The sequence below is a fragment of the Pseudomonas sp. NPDC089401 genome (genome assembly GCF_044749485.1).
GTDB lineage: Bacteria > Pseudomonadota > Gammaproteobacteria > Pseudomonadales > Pseudomonadaceae > Aquipseudomonas.
The window spans coordinates 754,719-776,220 of record NZ_JBIVIA010000001.1; the positions used below are offsets into that span (position 1 = coordinate 754,719).

22 protein-coding genes are annotated in these 21,502 nt (G+C 60.9%); 12 read left to right on the forward strand and 10 right to left on the reverse strand.

All coding sequences use genetic code 11. The features are described 5' to 3' along the window. The first annotated feature begins 175 nt into the window (after window positions 1–175). From ACIP21_RS03430 to ACIP21_RS03460, 7 genes are all read left to right on the forward strand, one after another. On the forward strand, window positions 176–859 hold the full coding sequence (locus ACIP21_RS03430; RefSeq protein ID WP_400683964.1) for a class I SAM-dependent methyltransferase: 684 nt from the start codon (window positions 176–178) through the stop codon (window positions 857–859). A gap of 112 nt (window positions 860–971) precedes the next feature. Next, window positions 972–1,664, forward strand: coding sequence for a response regulator transcription factor (locus tag ACIP21_RS03435; RefSeq protein WP_400683966.1), 693 nt, complete (start codon window positions 972–974; stop codon window positions 1,662–1,664). After that, window positions 1,651–2,901 carry a sensor histidine kinase gene (locus ACIP21_RS03440; RefSeq protein WP_400683968.1) on the forward strand — a complete coding sequence of 417 codons (1,251 nt, stop codon included), beginning with the start codon at window positions 1,651–1,653 and terminating at the stop codon, window positions 2,899–2,901. Before ACIP21_RS03435 ends, ACIP21_RS03440 begins: the two co-directional genes overlap by 14 nt. A 53-nt stretch (window positions 2,902–2,954) precedes the next feature. Beyond that, the gene (locus tag ACIP21_RS03445) at window positions 2,955–3,569 is read left to right on the forward strand and encodes a hypothetical protein (protein ID WP_400683971.1); all 615 of its coding nucleotides are present in this window, start codon (window positions 2,955–2,957) and stop codon (window positions 3,567–3,569) included. An 18-nt stretch (window positions 3,570–3,587) separates the two neighbouring features. Continuing rightward, window positions 3,588–4,484, forward strand: a complete 897-nt coding sequence (locus ACIP21_RS03450) for an SdiA-regulated domain-containing protein (protein WP_400683973.1) — start codon at window positions 3,588–3,590, stop codon at window positions 4,482–4,484. 168 nt (window positions 4,485–4,652) lie between these two features. Then, entirely contained in the window at window positions 4,653–5,066 is a 414-nt protein-coding gene (gene arfB / locus ACIP21_RS03455; RefSeq protein WP_400683975.1) for an alternative ribosome rescue aminoacyl-tRNA hydrolase ArfB, read from the forward strand. Between the two features lie 141 nt (window positions 5,067–5,207). Next, a complete protein-coding gene (locus ACIP21_RS03460; RefSeq protein ID WP_400684297.1) occupies window positions 5,208–5,414 on the forward strand; it encodes a hypothetical protein in 207 nt (68 codons plus the stop codon). Between the two features lie 86 nt (window positions 5,415–5,500). On the opposite strand, the gene ACIP21_RS03465 is transcribed toward ACIP21_RS03460, so the two are convergent. The 4 genes from ACIP21_RS03465 to ACIP21_RS03480 all read right to left on the reverse strand — a co-directional run bounded on the left by ACIP21_RS03465 (window position 5,501) and on the right by ACIP21_RS03480 (window position 7,757). Then, window positions 5,501–5,764 (reverse strand): DUF3077 domain-containing protein, encoded by a 264-nt coding sequence (locus ACIP21_RS03465; protein WP_400683978.1) that lies wholly within the window; start codon window positions 5,762–5,764, stop codon window positions 5,501–5,503. A 125-nt stretch (window positions 5,765–5,889) separates the two neighbouring features. After that, window positions 5,890–6,132: a hypothetical protein gene (locus ACIP21_RS03470; protein WP_400683981.1), complete on the reverse strand. Its 243-nt coding sequence runs from the start codon at window positions 6,130–6,132 to the stop codon at window positions 5,890–5,892. A gap of 340 nt (window positions 6,133–6,472) precedes the next feature. Continuing rightward, entirely contained in the window at window positions 6,473–6,652 is a 180-nt protein-coding gene (locus ACIP21_RS03475) for a hypothetical protein (protein ID WP_400683984.1), read from the reverse strand. Between the two features lie 145 nt (window positions 6,653–6,797). Then, window positions 6,798–7,757, reverse strand: a complete 960-nt coding sequence (locus tag ACIP21_RS03480) for a LysR substrate-binding domain-containing protein (RefSeq protein ID WP_400683987.1) — start codon at window positions 7,755–7,757, stop codon at window positions 6,798–6,800. Window positions 7,758–7,926: 169 nt separating this feature from the next. Between ACIP21_RS03480 and ACIP21_RS03485 the strand changes: the two genes are divergently transcribed. Both ACIP21_RS03485 and ACIP21_RS03490 read left to right on the forward strand, forming a co-directional pair. Then, a complete protein-coding gene (locus ACIP21_RS03485) occupies window positions 7,927–9,558 on the forward strand; it encodes a BCCT family transporter (RefSeq protein WP_400683989.1) in 1,632 nt (543 codons plus the stop codon). Beyond that, window positions 9,555–10,676 carry a mandelate racemase/muconate lactonizing enzyme family protein gene (locus ACIP21_RS03490; RefSeq protein WP_400683992.1) on the forward strand — a complete coding sequence of 374 codons (1,122 nt, stop codon included), beginning with the start codon at window positions 9,555–9,557 and terminating at the stop codon, window positions 10,674–10,676. Before ACIP21_RS03485 ends, ACIP21_RS03490 begins: the two co-directional genes overlap by 4 nt. A 40-nt stretch (window positions 10,677–10,716) precedes the next feature. Here the strand turns inward: ACIP21_RS03490 and ACIP21_RS03495 are convergent, their stop codons facing one another. Beyond that, a complete protein-coding gene (locus ACIP21_RS03495; protein ID WP_400683994.1) occupies window positions 10,717–11,736 on the reverse strand; it encodes an alpha/beta fold hydrolase in 1,020 nt (339 codons plus the stop codon). Window positions 11,737–12,015: 279 nt separating this feature from the next. On the opposite strand from ACIP21_RS03495, the gene ACIP21_RS03500 reads away from it, so the two are divergent. After that, window positions 12,016–13,566, forward strand: a complete 1,551-nt coding sequence (locus ACIP21_RS03500) for a sensor histidine kinase (RefSeq protein ID WP_400683996.1) — start codon at window positions 12,016–12,018, stop codon at window positions 13,564–13,566. 30 nt (window positions 13,567–13,596) lie between these two features. Here ACIP21_RS03500 and ACIP21_RS03505 read toward each other — a convergent pair whose 3' ends face one another. Both ACIP21_RS03505 and ACIP21_RS03510 read right to left on the reverse strand, forming a co-directional pair. Further along, window positions 13,597–14,970 (reverse strand): UDP-glucose dehydrogenase family protein, encoded by a 1,374-nt coding sequence (locus ACIP21_RS03505; protein ID WP_400683999.1) that lies wholly within the window; start codon window positions 14,968–14,970, stop codon window positions 13,597–13,599. 108 nt (window positions 14,971–15,078) lie between these two features. Further along, window positions 15,079–15,264, reverse strand: a complete 186-nt coding sequence (locus tag ACIP21_RS03510; RefSeq protein ID WP_400684001.1) for a hypothetical protein — start codon at window positions 15,262–15,264, stop codon at window positions 15,079–15,081. A 738-nt stretch (window positions 15,265–16,002) separates the two neighbouring features. On the opposite strand from ACIP21_RS03510, the gene ACIP21_RS03515 reads away from it, so the two are divergent. Continuing rightward, the gene (locus tag ACIP21_RS03515) at window positions 16,003–16,197 is read left to right on the forward strand and encodes a hypothetical protein (RefSeq protein WP_400684003.1); all 195 of its coding nucleotides are present in this window, start codon (window positions 16,003–16,005) and stop codon (window positions 16,195–16,197) included. Between the two features lie 116 nt (window positions 16,198–16,313). On the opposite strand, the gene ACIP21_RS03520 is transcribed toward ACIP21_RS03515, so the two are convergent. Continuing rightward, on the reverse strand, window positions 16,314–17,234 hold the full coding sequence (locus ACIP21_RS03520) for a LysR substrate-binding domain-containing protein (protein WP_400684005.1): 921 nt from the start codon (window positions 17,232–17,234) through the stop codon (window positions 16,314–16,316). Between the two features lie 113 nt (window positions 17,235–17,347). Here ACIP21_RS03520 and ACIP21_RS03525 point away from each other — a divergent pair, with 113 nt between their 5' ends. After that, a complete protein-coding gene (locus tag ACIP21_RS03525; protein WP_400684007.1) occupies window positions 17,348–18,109 on the forward strand; it encodes a sulfite exporter TauE/SafE family protein in 762 nt (253 codons plus the stop codon). Window position 18,110: 1 nt separating this feature from the next. Here ACIP21_RS03525 and ACIP21_RS03530 read toward each other — a convergent pair whose 3' ends face one another. Continuing rightward, entirely contained in the window at window positions 18,111–19,535 is a 1,425-nt protein-coding gene (locus ACIP21_RS03530) for a diguanylate cyclase (RefSeq protein WP_400684009.1), read from the reverse strand. Window positions 19,536–19,672: 137 nt separating this feature from the next. Next, complete coding sequence (locus tag ACIP21_RS03535; RefSeq protein ID WP_400684011.1) at window positions 19,673–21,502, reverse strand: SLC13 family permease; 1,830 nt, start codon at window positions 21,500–21,502, stop codon at window positions 19,673–19,675.

Genomic DNA, 21,502 nt, shown 5'->3' on the forward strand with positions numbered 1-21,502 from the left:
TACTGCTTGAGCCTCATTCAGGTTCGACCTTCCATTCGAAGGCATTCAAAAGTGTCCGAGGATAGAGAGGCATCAGTTAGGAAACCGTGAAGATTTGAAGCTTGGTCATCGTTACGCTTTCCTCACGCCGAGCTCGCTAGGGTCATCTTTCATCCTTTAGCGGGAGCTCTCCCTCATGAAGCACATCAGCCATTTCAAGCGCGCCGAGCGGTATGATGCCGAGTCACCGCAAGGCGACTACCTCAGCCATCAGAGGGGCTTCTCTCGTCGCATCGCAGCACTTCGGGAGGCGCAGCTCATCCGCAAAGCCCTCCAGATTGCCGGCCAACCACGTGAGGTGCTGGACATACCCTGCGGCATGGGAAGACTTTGGCCTATTCTGGCTGAAAATCCTGACCGCCGTATCATCGGCGCAGACGACGCCTTGCACATGCTGGATGCTGCCGAGCGCCTGCAGCCGGATCACATTCGTGGCTCCATTCGGCTCTTGCATACATCAGCCAGGGATGTCGCTCTGCCTGCCCAGGCAGTGGACGCTGTGATCTGCATGCGCCTGTTTCATTACCTGGGCGATGCCCAATCCAGAATGGACGTGCTCAAGGAGTTCGCAAGGGTATCCAGGAATCGCGTCATTCTGTCCCTGTGGGTGAGCAGCCGTTTCATGGCGTTACGCCGACAGCGAACAGACCGCTTCCGCCTTGCCCGAAATGGCGCAGTTCAACCTGAGTATCAGGGGCGATATGTCATCCCTGCGAAGGTGGCAGAGGCGGAGTTCAGGGAAGCCGGGTTCAACAAAATTGTTGCATTCGATTACCTGCCATTCTGCGGGCTATCGCGGATTTACCTTCTGCAGAAATAGTTCCTCCACGCTATGCTGCCTAACGGCTTCTTAACGGCTGGTGGGATAAGATAAATCGAGCTCGGCGCCGAGCATCTAATATTTAGGGTTTAAAATTTAATTTCGGTTGGTCATGAGAATTTTAATAATCGAAGATAATCCTGACATAGTCGAAAACCTCTACGAGTATTTCGAACCGCTTGGATATAGCCTCGATAACGCTATTTCGGGCTCTGCAGGGTTGGCCATGGCTAACGACACTGCATTTGACGTCATCGTCCTCGATGGGATGCTTCCGGGCATTGATGGCCTGGATGTGTGCCGAGGTATACGCTCAGGCCCGAACCATGAAGTGCCGATCCTGATGCTCACCGCACGCGACACCACCCAGGACAAGGTCGATGGCCTCTATGCCGGGGCTGACGACTACATGGTCAAGCCCTATTCCCTCATTGAACTGGAGGCCCGGATCGTCGCACTTCATCGTCGCTCGACGAAACGTGGCGCAGCTAAGCGACTGAGCTATGGCGAGATCGCAATCGACGTGGGCACTCGCCAGGTGACGAGAAGCGGAGTTTCTGTTGATCTCCCTCCGTCCAGCTACAAGTTGTTGGTAGCGCTGGTCAAAGCTGCCCCTGAACTCGTTCTGAGAGAGACCTTGGAGTATGAGCTCTGGCAGGACGACCCTCCCATGAGTGATGCCCTCAGGACTCATGTCCATTCGCTCCGGCAACTCATCGACAAACCTTTCCCTGACCGCGAGCCGATCCTGATTACGGTGTCGGGCGTGGGCTACCGCCTGGCTGCGAGTAATGAAGAAGCGTGAATCCATCAGGGGCCGACTTGTCGCGGCCTCCGTTCTCCTTGCAGCGATCATCATCGCTTTCTTCGGTGCCGTATCGGTCCTGGTGAACCTCACGATCAAGCACGAGTTCATCGATCAGCGGCTGTCGAGCTCAGCAGAGCTGTGGGCCGGAGAAGCCTTCAACAAGATCTCCAGCAAACCCACTGAGCTTGAGTTCTTCAGGGAGGCAGACATCCCAGCTGAGTTTCGGTCGCTGGCTGCCGGCGTGCACACGGTCACCATCAATGGACGGTCTGCCAGGATCTTGATCGCGGAGGATCGAGGTGAGCGCTATGCCGTGATCGACGACCGCAGCGACTATCTCTCCATCGAGTTCATTTCCATGATCGCCGTTGGCGTCTCGTTCCTGGCTGCGATTATCCTTGCCGTCATCATTGGCCGGGCAAACGCCAGTCGCGTAATTCTGCCGCTGACGAAGCTGGCCAAGGCAGTCGAGGAGGGATGGGCATCTGGAAAGCTGCCAGGGCTGGAGGCGACCGACGAGATTGGCATCTTGGCTCGTGCCATCGAAGACAGAAACGAGCGCCTTCTTTCGGCTCTGCGACGAGAGCGGTACTTCACAGCCGATGTGAGCCATGAGCTTCGAACGCCTTTGACGATCATGATCGGTAGTGCTGAGGTGCTGCACAGCCGGCTGCGCGAGCATCCGGAGCTCCAACTGATGGCGGAGAGAATTCGGCGTAATGCGTCGGCCACAGCGCTTCAGGTCGGTGCCTTGCTCCGGCTGGCCCAGTCTCCGGAAAGCAGCTTGCGTAGTACCGTCAGCCTGCGAAACCTCATCGCCCAGGAGGTCGACAGGTATCGGCCATTGCTGAGAGGTAAACAGGTAGACCTGACCTTTACGTCTGGAGCCGATGTTGAGGTCGAGGCAGTTCCAGAGTTGGTGAGCATTGCGGTGGGTAACCTCATCCGCAACGCCTGTCAGTACACGAACGAGGGACGAATCGAGGTGTGTCTGCTGAGCAACCAGATCACGATTCGCGACACTGGTCTCGGCATCCCCCAGAAAGTTCGTGAGCGTCTCTTCGACCGCTTTAATCGAGGCGAAGAAGACAGTAGCTCGGGTACGGGTATCGGCCTCTCGATTGTGAAGCGGGTAGTGAACTACCTGGGATGGGAAATCACACTGGATCCCGTGACGGGGCCTGGTTGCCTGTTCACGATTCACCTCCCTGATAACGCTCAAGCGACATGCTAACGGTTTCCTAACGGCCCCCCATGTAGCCTGAACCCTTGCTATCAGGGGGCTATATGAAGAAGTCCAGTCCACAAACAAGTGAAGCGCAGGGCCAGCTCCATCAAGGTGTATATCAGCGATTTCAGATAGCTCGTGAGCGCCGGGCTGCTGCAAGAGCCCTGCGCGTGATTGGGCGTTTGAACCATGTCCTGAACCTTGCACACGGTACTGATGAGTCGCTGAACCTGCTTCGCCACGCAAGCGATGTGGCCGCCATCGATGCGACGTTTGATGCTCGTAGCAGCGGCGGGATATGCATCACCGGCATCAAGAGTAATGGCAGAAGACCCACCGTCAACGTAGGTCAACTTGAGCTGGGATCTGGTTCGGTGGAGTGCGTGTTCTGCCAGGACGTGCTCCCCAACATCCCGTCCTCGGAAGAGCGGTTGTCCCTGCTCAGTGAGTTTTCGCGGGTGACCTCAAAGTGGCTGGTCGTATCGCATGCCGTTGATGGTCACTTCGGTGGAAAGCAAGGTGCTCTCGGAAGTCGTACTTCCAACGTGATATCAGACGATCTCATGGTCTTCGAGCTGGCCAAGGCAGGTTTTGATGTTGTGGCTAAGATTCGCGTGGTTCCTGTTATTCCTAGCTATTGCTTTTATGTTTCCAGGCTAAGGTGTTCGCAGTAATTTTATCGAGATTTATAAATGCGTTTGTCTATAAAGTTTGCTTTGGGTGTGGTTGCGCTTTTAATTATTCTGGTGGTTGCTAGAGGCGGATGGTTTATTTACCAATACCAGTTGCTCGACCGATGGAAATTCAATATCAGCCATGAAAACGGGGGTGTCGAGGGAAACCTTGAAGGCTATAAGCCTGTCGTTCAAGCCAGAAAAGTAGATGGGAACGGCCTTTCCTCGCTGACCTATAACACCGACACCAACACTCTTTTCACCATCGGCGATGACACTCCCGAGATTCTGGAGCTCACGACTGAAGGTGAGGTGCTTCGCCGTATTCCAACCAAAGGCTTCGACGAGACCGAGGCTATCGAATACATCGGCGACGGGAAGTTCCTGGTTCTGGAAGAGCCCCACAACAGGATTTCCATCGTTGAGATTGGCCCAGAGACCAAGGTGCTGGATTCCTATCTCTCCAGGATTTCGGTAGAGATTGAGCTGAACGACTTCAACAAAAATTTTGAAGGTCTGGCCTACTCCAAGAAACTGAAGCGAATTTATGTCGGGAAAGAGCGCGACCCTGTCCGCATCTATGAGATCGATGGTTTTGTCGACGGCAAGACGCCTACAGACATTGTGGTCCGAGGCAACACTGAGCGCGAGAAGGGCCTGTTCATCAAGGATCTCTCTGGACTTGAAACCGATCCCAAGACGGGTCACTTGCTCGTGCTGTCGCACGAGTCGCGGTTGATCACCGAGCTCGATGATCAGGGCAAGCCTATATCCACGCTCTCGCTACTAGCCCTTGGCAGCGGACTGGATCAGTTGGTGCAGCAGGCCGAGGGGATTGCATTCGGGCCTGACGGCACTTTGTACGTGATGAGCGAGCCCAACCTGTTCTATTCGTTCAAGCGGGACACGAAATAGAAGGCGGTACTACTTAACAGTGAATCCTGACCGCAGACTGCTTAGCTTGAAGAATTGACAATATCGTAGCGGTCGTCTCGACCAAGGTAGTTGACGTCATTCGTATTTTTGTTCTGTGGTCGAACGGCGAAGGCTGTAATAATGGAGGGCAATCACAGGGGCTATGCCATGTTGACCATCTCCAATAACGTGCATCTGCCAGATACCGACATCGAGCTCACATATATCCGCGCTCAAGGCGCAGGCGGGCAGAATGTCAACAAGGTATCCAGCGCTGTGCACCTGCGTTTCGACATCCCGGCCTCATCGCTGCCCGAGTTCTACAAGGAGCGGCTGCTGGCGCTGCGTGACAGTCGCATCACTGGCGACGGGGTGTTGATCATCAAGGCCCAGCAGTACCGCACCCAGGAGCAGAACCGCACTGACGCACTGGCGCGTCTTGCCGAGTTGATCATCGCTGCCGGCAAGACCGAGAAGAAACGCCGCCCCACCAAGCCGACCCTCGGCTCGAAAACCCGCCGCTTGGAAGGAAAGGCTCGGCGCGGCACGGTCAAGGCGGGGCGGGGCAAAGTGGATTTCTAGGAGCAGGATCAAGTACTGGCCGAGTCTGCGGCCTGGGATCTGCGAACAATCCCGATGGAACTGCAAGCTTCCCAATGATGGTGGCATGTTGCTACATTGCGTCGCTCGCATTTCTATGGATTGAAGCAAAGCATGAAGTACATGAAACAAGCGCTCTTCCTGGCCGTCATCGCAACCTGTGCCGGGATGAGCGGCTGCGTTGTTCAGAGCTCCTACAGCAAGACCGTTTCGGTCACCAAGGATGCTGAAGGAAAAGTCCTGCAGACCGTCGAAACTGAAACTGTGGTGCAGCCTGGCCAAGGCTATCCAATGCGCCTTCAGTTGATCAAAGGCATCCAGCCGAACTGACGAGCTCTTGCTCCGAGAACCCGCCAACTGGCGGGTTTTTTGTGCAGGGTAACGAGCCGGGCTGTGGTTTCACCGGCTCACACCACTCAGTGCCTCATCCCCAACTCCGCATCATCCATCAGCGCCTTGGCCAACGCACTCAGGTAATGAGCAGCCCAGATCAACTCAGGCTTTTCGTCCATCACACCAGTGATGGTCATGTTCCGGACATACCCCATCAGCTCTGAAGCCTGTTCCCGGGCGTGCTGGCATGGAATGCCGGCCTCGATGCGGAAGAGGGGGTGGGTCTGGTTTTCACCCTGGAAGAATGTGGTTTTGCCGACGGTGAAATGGGTGTCTTCTGTAGTCATCGTTTCCATCCCTTGAATGTGTGCTGCCTGGGCTGGCCTCTTCGCGGCGGTTCGACGCCTCGATGAACCCGCACACAGAGACCGGGTGACAGGCCCAGCCCAGGCAGTTGGACATCGTTGTCGCGTTAATGCAGCGTCCGCGGATCTTTCGGCATCTGTACCTGAATCAACGCCGACTCAAGTATCGCTCGCAGCGATTCAAGTTCATGTGTCGACGCCATCATCAACGCCGCTGCAGGCGACTTGGGCTGTAGCAACATCGCTTGCTGCGAGATAGCCAAAGCTCCAAGCGCATAATCTGCGGCCTGGATCAGTGTGTCTTCGAGGGTGAGGAGTGCATGGGGTGGATCGGGAACAATCTTCAGCATCTTTCAATTCCTTGGATGATGCTGCGCCCCTGAGCCGTCAAGCAGAGGGTGGCAGCTGCACGTGGGTTGACGGACCGGCGGAATTGAAAAAGCTCCGGCGCACGCAAGCGTGCCCGCACGTACAGCCACCATAGAGGTGTGCCGTCATTCAAGACCGTCGCGGCCCGTCAAAGCCGTATCGCTGAATATGCAGCGACAGACCGAGACTAGAACCCCAGCAGAGCACCCGCAACGGAAATCAGGCGGCAGCAGTATCTTTGGGAAATGGACTACAAGTAAGGGCTAAATTCTGATTTTTCGAAACAGTTAGTAACTGGAAAACCGAAACCCAACACGCGCGTCAGGATTTCTCCCCGCCCTGACGCCCCCGCAGAAACCGGCTAACCCCAATCTGCACCACCGCCGCCACCAAACACAGCAACCCAACCTTCCAGTTCGTCCCCATCTCGTAGTGCTCGCACACCTTCCCCACGGCGATCACACTCACAAAAATGGCAACAGGTAAAAGCAGCTTCTGCATCCGATACTCCCGGTGGTACAACTCGATCATCTGTGCGCCCAACGCGCGCGACCCGGAATGGTAACGCTGTAGCTCCCAGTACTGGAAGAACAACGCCCATGCCACCGCCCCGGGTGTGGGTCGCCACTGGCGGAAACCGCAAAGGCTATAAAGGCTGTTCCCCGCCTGGTTGCAAATTGAGTTCCTGCTCCGTAATCAACGCCTCCTGCTTCAACCACTGAATGAACGCTTGAGCGGTGCTGCTCAGCGGGCGCTGCTTGCGGGTGAGCAGGTAGTAGGCGGATGGGTGGCGCATGACCCTTTCCGGAAAGGGCACAACCAGTTCGCCCGTGCGCAAGGGCCGCTCGATGAGTGCAAGCACACACAGTGCGACGCCGTACCCTTCGATGGCAAGTTGTGCGAGCACGTTGGAGTCTGAAACGACATGCCCGCGCTCAGGGTCCATGGCCACGTCCGGATACAGCTGATGCCAGCGCTTCCAGTCCCCGTAATCACGGTCATGCAGCAAGGGCTGGCTGCCAAGATCGGACAGCTTCAGCAGCGGTGTCTTGCTCGTCAGCAAATGTGGCGAGCAGACCGGGACATAGTTCGCCCCCATCAGAAACTGGGCATCGAAGCCTGGCCATCTGCCGTCCCCCCATTTGATCGCCAGTTCGGTCTGGTCGGCAAATTCCACGCGTTGTGTGGTGAGTGTCTGTTGAATGTGCAATGACGCAAAGCGGTCGGTGAATTGGCGCAGCCGTGGTGTAAGCCAAAAGGCGCTCAATACCGGCTCGGACTCTATGTGCAGCGTCGGCGTTGCCGCTTTGCGCGCGCAGCGATCGAAAGCGCCTACAAGGTGCTCGAAAGCACCTCGAATATCGTCTAGCAGGTCGGCCCCCTCCTGGGTCATTTTCACCGAGCGAGTCGATCGGATGAACAGTTGCACGCCCAACGCTTCCTCAAGCTTGACGACCTGCTGACTGACCGCGGACTGGGACAGGTGGAGTGCTTCGGCCGCGCGCGTGAAGCTGGCAAGCTCGGCAACTGTTTTGAATGCCAGCAGCAGGGAAAGGTGGGGAAGTCGGCTCGGGGCTTGACCTGAGCTGGAGCGATTAATAAGCACCTGTAATTAACCCATTATGAAATCGCGCTTCAGGGGGAAGACCTTGCGGCATAGATTGGCTGCAGGCCCACTGTAACCGGGCCTCCTAATAATGACAAAAGCAGGGCAATCGCGATGCATACCACTCCCACAGCCGAACAGGCCCGTGACCTCCTTGCGGGAGGTTCCCATGAAGCCTGAGCTCCATACCGTCACTGCGCCGAGCAAAGATCGAACCCTGATCCTGGCCAGCCTGATCGTCATTTCCACCACCGTGTTTGGCCTGATGTCCTTCCCTGAAGAGGCGAAGCGGCTGGCTGACCAACTGTTCAACGCTGCCACGATGACGTTTGGCTCAGTTGTGCAGTTGCTGGGGTTCGCCTGTGTCGTGCTGATCGCCGGCCTTGCATTGAGCAAATACGGCAATGTCAGGCTCGGCAGCGGTCGCCCTGAATACTCCAACACCAGTTGGGTGTTCATGTTCATCTGCGCCGGGCTTGGCTCGGCCACCATGTATTGGGCTTTCATGGAGTGGGCCTACTACTACCTGACACCCGGCCTGGGTATCGCCGCCGCCAGCAAGGAAGCCCTCGAGTACAGCATCGCCTATTCGTTCTTTCACTGGGGCGTGACGCCTTGGGCGATTTATGGAATGGCCTCGCTCGCCATGGCGTACCACTTCCATGTCCGGCGCAACAAGGGCCTGAGCCTGGCTGGGGTGATCGAAGCCATCACGGGTTACAAGGCACAGGGCCCGGTGGGCCGTGTCATCGATCTGGTCTTCCTGTTCGCTACATTCGGTGGGCTGGTGCTGACCACCACCCTGACGACCTCTACGGTTGCCAAAGGCTTGTCGGATCTCATCGGGATTGATGACGGTTTCGCATTGAAAGCCGGGTTGGTCATTTCTGTGACCCTGATCTTCTCGCTGAGCTCCTACATCGGTATCGCTTCCGGCATGCAGCGTCTTGCGAAGCTGGCCTGTGGGCTGACCTTGGCCTTTGCCTTGGTGGTGTTGCTGCTGGGCCCCACCTTGTTTTCGCTCAGCAACATCACCAATGCCGTCGGGCTGACTCTGCAAAACTTCATCCACATGAGCCTGTACACCGACCCGGCAGGCAACGGTGAGTTCTCCCGAGGCTGGACGGTCTTTTACTGGCTGTACTGGATCACCTATACCCCAGGTGTGGCGATTTTCGTCACCCGTGTTTCGCGCGGGCGCACCATCCGTGAACTGGTCATGGCCATGATTCTCGGTGGATGTGGTGGTTGCTGGTTCTTCTTCGGCAGCCTGGAGAGCTTTGCCATTCACCAGTTCATGGAAAAAGTGGTGGACGCGCCAGCGATGTTGAGCGGAGCGGGCGGAGAAGCTGCGGTTTCCTTGCTCTTGCACAGCTTGCCGTTCGGCAAGCTGCTGTCTGTCGTCTACTTCGTGCTGATGCTGTTGTTCCTGGCCTCCCACCTGGATGCCGTGGCCTACACGGTTGCAGCGACAAGCACCCGAAACCTGCGGGAAGGTGACGACCCTACCCCGGGTCTGCGGTTGTTCTGGTGCGCACTGTTGGCGGCACTGCCTCTGGCGATGCTGTACATCAATGCACCATTGAGCACGTTGAAGACGGCGGTCATTCTCACCGCGATCCCATTCATCGTGATCCTTGTGGTGAAAATCGGCGGACTCTTCAAATGGCTGCGTGAGGATTACAGCGATTGGAGTACCGAGCGAATCATTGCGCAGGCCAGGCAAATGGCCGTGCAGGAAGAGGCGCATCGCGATCAGGCTCAGGAACTTGCGGCAGAACGTTCGGAAGCAAAAGTATGAAGATTGTAGAAGTAGAGGCCATCTGGCTGCGTGTCCCAAAATTCGATGAGGTTTGCGAGTGGGGCGAGGATGCGTTGATTGTTCGCATACACACCGACACGGGCATAGTTGGAGTGGGTGAAACGGACAGCTCGCCTGCAGTGGTCAAGGCACTTATCGAAACGCCAGCGTCCCACGAAACCTGTCAGGGACTTCGCGATGTGCTGCTTGGCGAAAACCCGCTGGAGATTGACCGGCTTTGGAAAAAGATGTACCGGCACAGCGAGTATGTAGGCCGGCGAGGTGCTGGCGTGCACGCAATCAGTGCCCTGGACATCGCGCTCTGGGATATTGCCGGGCAGCATTATGATGTCCCTGTCCACACCTTGCTCGGCGGCAAGTACCGCGATCATATTCCTGCCTACGGTACCTTCATCCCCAGGGCATCCGCTGCGGGCAACCGCGACGTGGTGAGAAGCCTGCTTGGCCAAGGTCTTCGCAGCATCAAGCTGGGCGGTGCCGGATTCGGCGAAAATCCGGCCCGTGACAAGCAATTGCTGAAGCTGGTGCGTGAAGAGATCGGTGATGAAGTTCAACTGCAGATCGACTTGGTAGGCAGGTGGCGCAACGCGGCACATGCACTTGCTCAATGCGAGGCGTTGCGCGAGTTCAACCTGAACTGGGTCGAGGAGCCGCTGCCGTCGGATGACGAGCGCGGCTTGGCGTATCTTGCGAGCCTTTGCAGGGTCAAGGTCTCGGGGGGGGAGGGGCTTGCCACCCGGCATGAGTTCCGCAACTTCCTGGAAAACACCCGGCCTGCGATCGTGCAGCCTGATATCACCCGGTGCGGAGGTATCAGTGAAATGCGGCATATCTACGAATTGGCAAACCACTATGGGGCTCAATTGGTGCCGCATGGCTTCAGTACAGGGATCTTGCTGGCTGCGACCACGCACTTTCTGGCCGCGTGCGAGTTTGGCGAGTTGATCGAATACTCACAAAGTGAAAGCCCATTGTTCCGCAAGCTGGTGAAAAACCTGATTCCGCTGGAGAACGGCTGTGTCAACGTGCCGAACTCTCCGGGTCTTGGCATCGTGCTCGATGAGGGGGTGATCGAGCAGTATCGCGTTGTTCAATAACGCCGTCGATAAAGCCCACGTCCATGCCGCGTGGGCTCCATCACTGAGCGTCAGAGGAGTGGAAAAGGTGCCGCGCGACACTTTTCGTGGCAAACAACCGCGCCTCATCATGCCCAACCGTTCTCGCCACAAACTGCCGGTGCTGCACGGGCACCTGCCATTGCCGAGCGAGAAACGCTTCATACCGCAGGTAGTTGAGCTGCCTGGCAACCCGCGTAACGCCTTGCAACGCAGCCCCACAACTGCGGTCCATCACCCGGCTCTCAGGGTTGTTGTCCAGAGCGCCGACCATGTAGGTCACGTCGCGCGTCGCATAGCGCCGGAACAGCTGCTGCGCATCCAGCCCCTGGCGGACGAAATAGTCAGGGGCCTGCTCAAGGCCATATCGATACTGGTTGTAGCCTGGGCACCGGCCCGCCACCACCGGCTTGAAGGCCCCGTCCTGCAAGCGGTTATCGTCAATATACAAATAGGACGACGGGCTGGAGATCACGTAGCGCACCCGAATGCCGCTCAACCCCTTGTCCCCCTCACCCAGCAAGGCATAACGCTGCATCAACTGCCCACCGGCCGAATGCCCGATCAACACGATTTCTTCGAGCTGTGGAAAGTGCTGTCGATCACCAAGGTAGGCAAGCAGATCATCGAGCACGGTAAATCCGGCAATCCCGACACGCCCATCCTGCGACTCGGTGCCCTGCATCCATTTGTCCTTGGCCCACAACGGCATGTCATCGCCCGAACGGCGGTCGCGGGGTGTGAGGAAATGGGGTGTCAGCAGCAGGGTGTCGCTGGCACTGAGCCCCGCGTGCTCAAGCAGTTGCTTGCCGCTATCGAAGTAATCCTCCGCATTGCGCCGCACCCCATGCAAGAGCACCACGGCGCGCTGCACGGGCAGGCTGGCGCGGTGCATGTCGTTGTTGGCGAACGCCAAGAAGTGGTAATGCGTAGCTTGCCCCAGGCTCAGCATCTGAGGGGCGGCGCTGGTCTGTGCGGCCAGCAGCAGGGTGAGCAGAAGCAGCAGGGCACGTGTTAGCGTGCGCAGGGTGTGATGCGGCATGGCATCTCCTCGTTCCGTTTGTCCATAAAGTACCCGTTCAAGCGGTCTGCGCGATGCATCGAACGACGTAAACCTGCACTGGAAGCGGCGCAAGGTGGCTGTTTCCCCCCTATGCTCAAGGATACCGCTCCCCAATACGCTCCGTGATCGGCATGAAGCCGCACACCGGGTTGGCCCGCCTGCCAGCCCGGTGGCGCAGGCATTCGTGCCGCTTAGCTGCTAGGGTTCCGGGGCTACAAGCGAAACGCCAGCCTGGCTGGCCAGGTCAATGGAGAGTTCATGCAACAGTTACCACCGGACGAAACCATTCGCGCTGCCTTGAAAAAGTCCCACGCCCGGCTGCACCGCCAGCATGAGCTGGTGGTCGAGTTCGGCGTGATGTCGCTCAAGGTCGATGACCTGGACGCGCTGCTCACCCAGGCCTGCACCGTTGTCGCCACGGGTATGCACACGCGCTTCGCCAAAGTGCTGCAACCGCTGGCGGACAGCGAGGCGTATGTGCTTTCCCACGGCGTCGGCTGGGACGCGGCGGACATCGGGCACGCCACGGTGGGCGGCGATATCGCCAGCCCGGCGGGATACGCGCTCTCTACCTTCCGCCCGGTGCTGTCCAACCACCTGGGCCTGGAAGAGCGTTTCCGCACCCCCGACCTGCTGAAGAAGTACGGCATCGAACGGGCCATAAACGTCCCCGTCCGCGGCGCGCTCGGCCCGTTTGGCGTGCTTGAGGCAGACAGCAGCGACGGTGAGGACTTCGTCGAAAGCGACCTGGTGTTCATGGAGGGCATCGCCAACGTCATCGCCCTGGCGGTGGAGCGCATCGCGGCGGGCGCCGAGGCGCCTCACCCCGACCCTTATTCCGAAAGCACCCTCAACGCCAGCCCCGATTGCGTGAAGATCCTCGCGCTCGGCGGCGAAATCGAATTCATGAACGACAAGGGCCTCGAGCTCATGCACCTGCCGGCCCTTGCCGACGTCAAGGGGCAGCGCTGGACCGAGCTCTGGCCCGCTGACTCGCGGCCACTGGTGGCGCAGGCACTGAGTAAGGTGATGGGCGGCGAAACCGCCAGGTTCGAGGCGTACTTCCCGACCGCTCCGGACGAGCCCAAATGGTGGGATGTGACGGTTGCGCCGATCCTCGGCGTGGATGGCCAGATCGAACGGGTCATCGCCGTGTCCAGGGACATCACCGAGCGCCATCAATACGAGGCCCAGCTGCTGTCGCTGATCGAAGCGCAGAACTCGCGCCAGCACGCCAGCGACCTGCACCTGGAAGAGATCCACCATCGGGTCAGGAACAGCCTGCACCTGGTCAACACCTTGCTGCTGCTGCAGGCCAACCTCACCCCGGACACGGCGGTGAAGCTGCAGCTGGAAGCGGCGGCAGGCCGCGTGGTGACCATCGCCAGCGTGCACGAGCGGCTTTACCACATCGGCGACGACCAGGAGGTATCGGCCAAGGAGTACCTGAACGCCTTGCTCGGCGACCTCGGCAAGGCCCTGGCCGACCGCCGGATCCTGCTCGAGACCGACGACTTCGTGTTGCCGCCCGAGCGCATGGCGCCCCTGGGCCTGGTGATTTCCGAGCTGATCACCAACGCCTTGAAGTACGGCAGGGGCACCGTTGAAGTGTCGGTTCGGCATGCCCAGGACCACCTGCGGTTGACGGTGAAGGACGAGGGCGATGGCTTCCCGGACACCTACCCGAAACCCACGGGCACCGGCCTGGGCATGCGGCTGGTGAACAGCTATTCAGGCTATGGCAGCGCTGCTGTCACCATCGATCGGCTCGAGGGCAAGAGCTGCATTCACGTGCGCTTCAGGCTCTGAAGCGGCACCCGGCAGGCAAGCCCAGGGGCATCACGCCGCTTTCGGGCGGCGACGCGGCTGCTGAGGCGCGACGGGGAGCTGGCAGGAGTCGCCGCGGCCGATCGGGAAGTACTTGAAGCCTTTGCGCGCCAGGCGCTCGGCGTCGTACAGGTTGCGCCCGTCGAAGATCACCGGGGCCTTCAGGCGTTGCTGGATCAGGTCGAAGTCCGGGGCCTTGAACTGCTGCCATTCAGTGCAGATGATCAGCGCGTCGGCGCCAGCCAGCACCGACTCCGGGGTGCCCATCAGCATCAGCTTCTTCTCGTCCGGGTACAGGCGCTGGGTTTCCTGCATCGCCTCCGGGTCGAAGGCGCGCACGTTGGCGCCGGCGCCCCACAGGGCTTCGAGCAGCACGCGGCTTGGCGCGTCGCGCATGTCGTCGGTGTTGGGCTTGAAGGCCAGGCCCCAGACGGCGAAGGTCCGTCCGCGCAGGTGGCCGCTGTAGAAGGCCTTGATGCGGTCGAACAGCTTGTTTTTCTGGCGCTCGTTGATCGCCTCGACCGCCTTGAGCAGGTCGCTGGAGCATTGCGCCTGCTCGGCGCTGTGGATCAGCGCGCGCATGTCCTTGGGGAAGCACGAGCCGCCGTAGCCGCAGCCGGGGTAGATGAAGTGGTAGCCGATGCGAGTGTCGGCGCCGATGCCCTGGCGTACCGACTCGATGTCGGCGCCCAGGTGTTCGGCCAGCTCGGCGATCTGGTTGATGAAGCTGATCTTGGTGGCGAGCATGCCGTTGGCGGCGTACTTGGTCAGCTCGGCGCTGCGCAGGTCCATGAACATGATGCGGTCGTGGTTGCGGTTGAACGGTGCGTAAAGGTCGCGCATCACGTCGCGCACGTCTTCGCCATCGCAGCCGATGACGATGCGATCCGGGCGGCGGCAGTCGGCGACGGCCGAGCCTTCCTTGAGGAATTCCGGGTTGGAGACGATATCGATGCGCAGCGCGCGGCCAGCCAGGCAAGCGTCGATGTGGGCGCGCAGCTGATCGCCGGTGCCGACCGGCACGGTGGATTTCTCCGCGAGGATCAGCGGCTGCTGGCGATGCCGGGCCACCGCTTCGCCCACCGCCATCACCGACCTGAGGTCGGCCGAGCCATCCGCGCAGGACGGCGTGCCGACGGCGATGAAGGCGACGCGGCCGTGTTCGACGGCGTGTTTCTCATCGGCCGTGAAGTGCAGGCGGCCACCGTCCATGCCTTCGCGCACCAGGCTCGACAGGCCTGGCTCGAAGATGCTGACGTGGCCCTGGCGCAACAGTTCGACCTTGTCCTGGTCGACGTCCATGCAGACCACATCGTGGCCGACCTCGGCCAGTACCGCAGCTTGCACCAGGCCGACATAGCCGCTGCCAAACACTGTGATTTTCATGGAGCACTCCTGAGCGCGGGCGCACGGGCCGGACGGCGTGCGGCCGCTTCAGGATAAGCCAGGGCATGTTTCAGTTAGCCGACGGCATGACCAGCGTTCGGCGCAAAACTACTGCAACGTAGGCACCTTCATCCCCTCCGGTAAACCCGCCACCATCGCCTCGATCCGTTTGATCTTGCTGTCCAGCCGCGCGGCATCCTCGGCCTTGCCTTGCGCCTTCAACTGATCGCGCTCGCGGCGCAGGTTCAACAGGTTCTTTTGCAGCGCCAGGCCAGAGGTATTGAAGTCGTCCATTGGTTTCTCATTGTGTAAGGGCCTCCTTGCCGTTGTAAGAAAAATGGACCGTAGCAGTTCAAAATCCCCAGCAATACTGCGATTTCATACAGGAAATGGTTGCAACGATTCTTTACCCTACAGTGCGAGGTAAAGCTTCCTACAAATGCGTGGGGCGAATGTTTCCATTCATGTAATGCAAACAGCCCAGCAGATCCCGGATCTGCTGGGTTTCTCGGTAATTGAATGGATTGGGTGGGGCAGGGTATCTGCAGGCGCAGTTTCACTGCGCATTGAAAACTTCTGTTGCAATTACTGGGTGCGTCGAGCGCCAGGTTGCTCAGCAACGGTGACTGCACGCCCTCGGGCAGCCAAAACGCATCTGATCTGCTTTTTTCTCGCCAACCTGCATCTGTAACCGTATCAGCCCAGCGGCCACAATGTGTCTGTCCGATATCACACTGAAAGAGGTTCCGATGGGCAAGCTCGCGCTGTTTCTGGGTGGCTTTCTGCTGTTGACCCTGCTGATTGGCCTGCTTGGCACCATTCCGCCGAGCTGAGCATCGATTCGCCCTGCGGCCCGTCTATTTCGCCAGACGGGCCCCTGCCTGCCGGGCTCTGGCAGCGCGTCCTCCCTTGCACCGTTGGACTAGCGGTCGTTGCAAGCCATTCTCAAGTGCAAAGTGCTCGTGTAGTCTGCGACCGCGTCATAATGGGTCGTATAGCGACCTGCTCATTTGCCTTGGAGTCAGAACATAGATGGAATGCAAGAAGGCCACTTCAGCCATGCTGGAGTGGCGTAGCCGTTTTCTCAGCGCGGATAGCCTCGAAGAAGAGCAATATGACCAGGCACTGCGCAGCGCCGAGGCGTTGGAGCAGTCGGGCGTGATCAGCGCGCTGGAATGGATCGAGCTGGTCAAGGCGGCCAATGCGGCGCTGCTACGGGTGCGATAAGTCCTTCTTTATGCGGGGAAATCTGTCCACAAAAAACGTGGGTAGGTCTGTGGATAACGTTCTGTAAGCCAAGCGGGCGGCGGCCTCTGTTAGATTGAGCAGAATTTGAGCAGCGCTCAGCGAGGCACTTGGAAGGCGGATTCACCCGCCTGGCGCAACGCCAGCAGCAGCTCGCGAACCCGCGCCGGCAGCTCGCCGGTGGGGTACAGCGCATGCATCTGCGGGTCCTGGCCGGTGCTCGAGGTCAGGCGGTAGTCGGCGCACACCCGCACCAGGCGCCCGGCCTTGACCTGGGCTTCCCCGACCCAATCTGCCAGGCGTGCGATGCCGGCGCCGGCCAGCGTGCTGTGGTACACCGCACCCCCCGAACCCAGGCGCAGGCGCGGGTCCGGGCGCAGGCTGGTGATCTGCCCGTCGCGGCTGAAGTGCCACGCCTTGAGGATGCGTGGGGCGGTGTGCAGGATCAGCGCATGCTGGTCCAGCTCTTCGGGGTGCTGCGGGGTGCCGGCGTGGGCCAGGTAGGCCGGGCTGGCATACAGATGGCGACGGTAGCGCCATAGTGGGTAGCCGATCAGCTCGCTCGATTGCGGGAAGGCGCCGCGCACGACGAAATCGAACTTGCCCAGCAGCGGGTCGACGGCCTCGTCGCTGTATTGCACGTCCAGAGTGACTTGCGGGTGACGCTGGGTGAAGGCTGCCAGCACAGCGGGGAGTACATGTTCGCCAAGCAGCTGCGGCACGGCAAAGCGCACCCAGCCCTGGGCGCTGCCGCTGAGTGCGGCCAGTTCGTCGGCGGCATCGCGTTGCACATCCAGCAAGCGTTCGGCATGGGGCAGCAGGCGTTCGCCGGCTTCGGTGAGGCTGACCGCATTGGCGTTGCGGTTGAGCAGCTTGCAGCCGCTGTTGTCTTCCAGGGTTTGTACCGCACGCGTCACCGCGCTGGGCGAGCGGCCGAGGGCGCGAGCGGCGGCAACGAAGCTGCGCTTGTGCGCGACGCTGACGAAGGCCTGGATATCACGCAGCATGTCCAATGCCATGGAAGGGCTCCTGTTCGCAGTGCTGATTGCAGTTTTCGCAATATGGCATTTCAACACAAGCGCGCCGCTTTGATTAGCCTTGCTGTCTGCTTTCACTGCCTGGAACCGCGCCCATGATGGATATCGCCGTACTTTCCCTGTTTGCCTTCGCCGCCGGCCTGATCGACGCTGCCGTGGGAGGTGGCGGGCTGATCCAGATCCCGGCGCTGTTCAATGTGTTGCCCACCGCGCAACCGGCGTCGCTGCTGGGCAGCAACAAGCTGGCGTCGGTGTGCGGCACGGCTTTCGCAGCGCGCTCGTTCATTCGCAAGGTGACCCTCGACTGGGGCCTGATCGTGCCGGCGGCGCTCAGTGCGTTCGTCATGTCCTTCGCCGGCGCGGCCACGGTGTCGCTGGTGCCGCCCAGCGTGATGCGCCCGGCGGTGCTGGTGCTGATCGTGCTGATGGCGATCTACACCTTCTGCAAGAAGGACTTCGGCACGCTGCACAAGCCGACGCAGATCGGCCGCAAGGAGCAGTGCCTGGCGGTGCTGATCGGGGGTGCCATCGGTTTCTACGACGGCCTTTTCGGGCCGGGTACCGGCAGCTTCCTGATCTTCCTGTTCATCCGCTTCTTCGCCCTGGACTTCCTGCACGCCTCGGCCTCGGCCAAGGTCGTCAACATCGCCACCAACCTGGCGGCGCTGGTGTTCTTCGTGCCGTCGGGCAACGTGCTGTATGCCATCGCCCTGCCGATGGCGGCGTGCAACATCCTCGGCGCGCTGACCGGTACCTGGCTGGCGGTGCGCAAGGGGGCGGGCTTCGTGCGTGGGTTGTTCCTGGTGTTGCTGTGCGTGCTGATCGCCAAGTTGTCCTGGGACCTGCTGGTGGGTTGAGTCAGCCGTGCTGGCGCTGCGGCTCGGCCTGTTCGACACGGTTGCGGCCGTGGGCCTTGGCGCGGTAGAGGGCTTGGTCGGCACGCGCCAGCAGTTCGTCCAGGCTCGGCGCCTGCTGGTTTTCCGAGCAGCCGTCGAGGCCGATGCTGACGGTGATCTGCAGGCGTGCATCGCCTTGGGCCACGTGCAGGTCCTGCACGGCACGGCGCAGGCGTTCGGCACTGAACGAGGCGCGCTCCGGGGCCAGGCCCGGGAGCATCACCACGAATTCTTCACCCCCCAGGCGTGCCAGCAGTTCACCGTCGTGCAACTGGTCTTGCAGGGTGCGGGCGAAGTGGCGCAGCACCTGGTCGCCGACGGCATGGCCATGCTGGTCGTTGATCGACTTGAAGTGGTCGATGTCGAGCATCATCAAGGTCAAAGGCAGCGCCTGGGCGTGCTGCTGACGGCTGTCGAGCAGGGCGGTGGCGCGGCGGGTGAAGGCGCTGCGGGTCAGTACGCCGGTCAAATGATCGGTGGTCGCCTGGTGCGCCAGGCGGGCCAGCAGGCTGCGGTTGGCCTGGCTGACACAGGCCACCACCAGCGGGCCGAGCACCAGCATGGCAATGCCCAGGCGCGCCGACATCAGCGTGGTGACCCCGGGTACGCTCTGCGGCACGCTGAAGTGCATGAGGTTTTGCGCCACGGCGACGATCAGCGTGCTGCCGGCGCTGAAGGTCAGCAGCGAAACCAGGAACGGCGAGTAGGTCCAGGCGCACCACAGCAGCGCTGCGATCGGGAAGGCGATCGCCCCTGGCCCGCCGAAGAGGATGCTGACCACCAGCGAAGCCAGCAGCACGCCGAGGGGGGCCAAGCGTATCGCCTGGGCGCCGCTGCGTACCAGGGCGCGCGCCGAGGGGGCGGTGAGCAGCACCGGCAGCACCAGCACGCTGGTCGAGAACTGCTCGCTGAACCAGGCCAGCCAGGTCGCCTGCAGCGATTGCTGGAACCACGGCGCCGCCATCACGCAGGCCAGGCTGGCCGCTACCACGGCGCTCGCGGCGCAGGCCGCGAACACGCTGAGCACACCCCGCGGGGTGCGCATGCGCCGGTGCACGCGGGGCAGGCGCGAGAGCAGCAGCCACACCGTCACCACCACGCTGAGGTTGCACAGGTTGAGCCACAGGGCCGGGCTCCAGGCACTGCCGCAGGCCAGGTCGGCCGCGACCATCGCCAGCCAGACCAGGGCAAAGCCCGCCAGGTTGGCCTGGCGCGGGTAGCGCAGCAGCACGCCGGCCAGCACCGCGTTGACCGGCCAGAACAGCGACAGCGATTCGATCGGCCGGGCCAGGATCCCGCCCAGGGTCAGGGCAAAGGCCAGGCCGAACAGCGAGGCATAAGGCAACAGGCGCAATTGTGCTGGAAAAACCATAGGCTCGACCGACAAGCGGAGACGAAATCCAGGACAACGGCTGTAGGCACCTGGGGTATTGCGTGTCAGTGTGTTTCCACAGGCTACTTGATGTCAATCTGCCGCGATCGCGCACAATAATGGCCAATAGCCGCAATTCTTTGCTGGCTGCCCTACAGGCCGAAGAACCAGGGCACCATCAGTACCGTCACCAGCATGACCAGCAAGGTGAAGGGCACCCCGACCTTGACGAAATCGCCGAAGCGGTACTGGCCAGGGCCAAGCACCAGGGTGTTCACCGGCGACGAGACCGGTGTCATGAAGGCCGCCGACGCAGCAAGGGCCACGGTCATGGCGAACGGGTAGGGCGACAGCCCCAGTTGCGTGGCGGTGCTGATCGCCACCGGCGCCATCAGCACCGCCGTGGCCGTGTTGGAGATGAACAGGCCGATCACCGCGGTGACCGCGAACAGGCAGGCCAGCATGGCCATTGGCCCGGCGCCGCCCAGCAGGCCGACCAGCCCGCCGACTGCCAGGTCGATGCCGCCGGTCTGCTGCAAGGCCTGGGCGAACGGCAGCATGCCGACGATCAGCACCAGGCTTTGCCAGTGGATGGCGCGGTAGGCGCTGTTCATGTCGATACAGCGCCCGGCGCCCATCAGCAGGCAGCCGATCAGCGCGGCGATGACGTTGGGCACCGCGCCGCTGACCATCAAGCCCACCATGACCGCCAGGCTCAACAAGGCCTGGGGCGCACGGGCGCGGGCCGGGGCGACCTGGTCGATCTCGGCAGGCAGGCTCAGCACCAGGAAGTCCCTGGGCTGGCTTTGCAGCTGGCGCACGGCCTTCCAGGGGCCGACCACCAGCAGGGTGTCGCCCTGGCGCAGTTTTTCTTCCACCAGTTGTTCGTCGATCGCCGCCTGGTCACGGCGCAGGCCCACCACGTTGAGGTCGTAGCGGCTGCGGAAGGTCAGTTCGAGGATGCTCTTGCCGATCAGTTGCGAGCCCGGAGGCAGCGACACCTCGGCCATGCCCAGTTCCTGGGACTGGTCGATGAAGTAGGCGGCCTTGAAGTGCAGCGGTTCCAGCTGCATGGTCTGGCACAGGCTGCGCAGGTCGTCGCGGTTGGCGAACAGGTCGAGCAGCAGCACGTCGCCCTGGTGCAGCACGGTGCTGGAGTCGGCGCTGATCACCCGGGTGGTGAACTTGTGCTGGCGCTCGATGCCGATCACGTTGGCGCCGTGCCGGGTACGCAGTTCCAGTTCGCCGAGGGTGTGGCCGATCAGCGGTGAGTGCGGGCGGATGCGCAGGCGCCGTTCACGGCCATTGAGCTTGTAGTCCAGCACCAGGTCGAGCAGGGTGCGGCGGCTCTCCACCCGGCCGTCCTTGCGTACCTCGCCGTTGAGCCAGTGGCGAGCCAGCAGCATGTAGCCGATGCCCAGCACCAGCACCACCAGGCCGAACGGGGTGAAGCTGAAGAAGCTGAAGCCGGCACTGCCGTGACGAACCAGCTCGCTGTGCACCACCACGTTGGGCGGCGTGGCCACCAGGCTGAGCATGCCGCTGATCAGGCCGGCGAAGCTCAGCGGCATCATCAGGCGGCTGGGTGACAGCTTCAGGCGTGCGGCGATGCTCAGCACCACCGGGATGAAGATCGCCACCACGCCGGTGGAACTCATCACCGAGCCCAGCCCAGCCACCGACACCATCAGCAACACCAGCAGGCGGGCCTCGCTGTTGCCGGCCTTGTCGCTCATCCACTCGCCGATGCGGTAGGCGATGCCGGTGCGCACCAGGCCTTCGCCGATCACGAACAGTGCGGCGATCAGCACCACATTGGGGTCGCTGAAACCGGCCAGGGCCTGCTCCACGGTGAGAATGCCCGACAGCGGCAGGGCGAGGATCACCAGCAGCGCGACCACGTCCATGCGTGGGCGGTTGATGACGAAGAGGACGACGACGACAGCCAGCAGGCCGAGGACCCAGAGCAGTTCCTGGTTCAT

Bases quoted from the DNA above. Each gene is read 5' to 3' on its own strand.
- ACIP21_RS03430 (WP_400683964.1), top strand. From the start codon at position 176: ATGAAGCACATCAGCCATTTCAAGCGCGCCGAGCGGTATGATGCCGAG.
- ACIP21_RS03435 (WP_400683966.1), top strand. From the start codon at position 972: ATGAGAATTTTAATAATCGAAGATAATCCTGACATAGTCGAAAACCTC.
- ACIP21_RS03440 (WP_400683968.1), top strand. From the start codon at position 1,651: ATGAAGAAGCGTGAATCCATCAGGGGCCGACTTGTCGCGGCCTCCGTT.
- ACIP21_RS03445 (WP_400683971.1), top strand. From the start codon at position 2,955: ATGAAGAAGTCCAGTCCACAAACAAGTGAAGCGCAGGGCCAGCTCCAT.
- ACIP21_RS03450 (WP_400683973.1), top strand. From the start codon at position 3,588: ATGCGTTTGTCTATAAAGTTTGCTTTGGGTGTGGTTGCGCTTTTAATT.
- arfB (WP_400683975.1), top strand. From the start codon at position 4,653: ATGTTGACCATCTCCAATAACGTGCATCTGCCAGATACCGACATCGAG.
- ACIP21_RS03460 (WP_400684297.1), top strand. From the start codon at position 5,208: ATGAAACAAGCGCTCTTCCTGGCCGTCATCGCAACCTGTGCCGGGATG.
- ACIP21_RS03465 (WP_400683978.1), bottom strand. From the start codon at position 5,764: ATGACTACAGAAGACACCCATTTCACCGTCGGCAAAACCACATTCTTC.
- ACIP21_RS03470 (WP_400683981.1), bottom strand. From the start codon at position 6,132: ATGCTGAAGATTGTTCCCGATCCACCCCATGCACTCCTCACCCTCGAA.
- ACIP21_RS03475 (WP_400683984.1), bottom strand. From the start codon at position 6,652: ATGCAGAAGCTGCTTTTACCTGTTGCCATTTTTGTGAGTGTGATCGCC.
- ACIP21_RS03485 (WP_400683989.1), top strand. From the start codon at position 7,927: ATGAAGCCTGAGCTCCATACCGTCACTGCGCCGAGCAAAGATCGAACC.
- ACIP21_RS03490 (WP_400683992.1), top strand. From the start codon at position 9,555: ATGAAGATTGTAGAAGTAGAGGCCATCTGGCTGCGTGTCCCAAAATTC.
- ACIP21_RS03495 (WP_400683994.1), bottom strand. From the start codon at position 11,736: ATGCCGCATCACACCCTGCGCACGCTAACACGTGCCCTGCTGCTTCTG.
- ACIP21_RS03500 (WP_400683996.1), top strand. From the start codon at position 12,016: ATGCAACAGTTACCACCGGACGAAACCATTCGCGCTGCCTTGAAAAAG.
- ACIP21_RS03505 (WP_400683999.1), bottom strand. From the start codon at position 14,970: ATGAAAATCACAGTGTTTGGCAGCGGCTATGTCGGCCTGGTGCAAGCT.
- ACIP21_RS03510 (WP_400684001.1), bottom strand. From the start codon at position 15,264: ATGGACGACTTCAATACCTCTGGCCTGGCGCTGCAAAAGAACCTGTTG.
- ACIP21_RS03515 (WP_400684003.1), top strand. From the start codon at position 16,003: ATGGAATGCAAGAAGGCCACTTCAGCCATGCTGGAGTGGCGTAGCCGT.
- ACIP21_RS03520 (WP_400684005.1), bottom strand. From the start codon at position 17,234: ATGGCATTGGACATGCTGCGTGATATCCAGGCCTTCGTCAGCGTCGCG.
- ACIP21_RS03525 (WP_400684007.1), top strand. From the start codon at position 17,348: ATGATGGATATCGCCGTACTTTCCCTGTTTGCCTTCGCCGCCGGCCTG.
- ACIP21_RS03535 (WP_400684011.1), bottom strand. From the start codon at position 21,502: ATGAACCAGGAACTGCTCTGGGTCCTCGGCCTGCTGGCTGTCGTCGTC.